At 64.9% G+C, this 1,160-nt stretch carries 1 protein-coding gene; it reads right to left on the bottom strand.

The window, feature by feature from the left end; genetic code table 11:
* On the bottom strand, positions 1 to 1,160 hold a 1,160-nt coding region (locus ACIOWN_RS34560), incomplete at both ends, for a nickel-dependent hydrogenase large subunit (RefSeq protein WP_401984494.1).

The raw sequence follows: 1,160 nt of genomic DNA, 5'->3' as shown, positions 1-1,160 counted from the left end.
TGGTCGGTTCCGTAGGTGGGGGTGTGGGTGGTGGTGAGGGTTTTGCCGTTGCCGAGGTACATGTGGACGCCGCAGGGGAGGCAGGGGTCGAAGCTGCGGACGGTGCGCATGATGTCGACGCCTTTGAAGGTGTCGGGGTCGTTCTCTTCGAAGATGGGTTGTCCTTGGACGGCGTCTTCGTAGGGGCCGGGGGTGCCGTAGTGGTCGCGGGGGCTGGCGTTCCAGGGGGTGGGTGGGTAGGGGTGGTAGTTGGCGATTTTCTGGTTTTTGATGACGAGGTGGTGGGAGAGGACGCCGCGGACGGCTTCGTGGAAGCCGCAGCCGATGGCTTCGTCGGGGACCTGGAAGTTTTCGAAGACTTTGGTTTCGCCGGCGCGGACGAGTCCTTGGGCTTGTTCGAGGAATTGGAGGGCCATGGCGGCGGCGTAGGCGATGAAGTAGGGGCGGGCGCGGTCGCGTTCGATGGTGTTGGACCATTGGGGGATGGTCCATTCGAGGGTGGTTTCGGGGAGTTTTTCGCCGTGGGGGAGGGTGATGCGGACGCTGTGGCCGGTGGCTTTGATGTAGGGGGTGTCGACGAGTCCGTTGAGGGCGGTGGACCAGAGGCGGGCGAGGGGTCCGCCGCCGGTGTCGAGGGCGAGGTGCTGGCCGGTTTCGGGGTGGTGCCAGCGGGGGCTCATGACCCAGCTGTAGTTGTGGTCGAAGGCGCGTTTTTGGGGGTGGGGGAGGGTGGTCTGGTTCCAGGGGTGGCGGATGTCGACGGGGTTGCCGAGGGGGTCGTGGGTGACGAAGGGTTCTTCGGCGGTCCAGTCGTCGTAGTAGGAGGAGCCGAGGAGGATGCGGAGGCCGAGGTTGATGTCGACGAGGTTGTTGGTGACGAGTTGGCCGTCGACGATGATGCCGGGGGTGACGTACATGGCCTTGCCCCAGTGGTTCATCGTTTCGTAGCGGTAGTCGACGATGTCGGGGTTCTGCCAGGCGCCCCAGCAGGCCAGGAGGATGCGGCGGCGGCCGACTTCTTCGTAGCCGGGGAGGGCTTGGTAGAAGAAGTCGAAGACGTCGTCGTTGAGGGCGACGGCTTGTTTGACGAAGTCGATGACGCGCATGAGGCGGGCGAGGTAGTCGGTGAAGACGGTGGGTTGGGGCATGGTGCCCACGCC

The organism is Streptomyces sp. NPDC087787 (assembly GCF_044743035.1).
Lineage (GTDB): Bacteria > Actinomycetota > Actinomycetes > Streptomycetales > Streptomycetaceae > Streptomyces.
The sequence above is the reverse complement of the archived record's forward strand: the minus strand, read 5'-3'. Positions and strand labels throughout refer to the sequence as shown.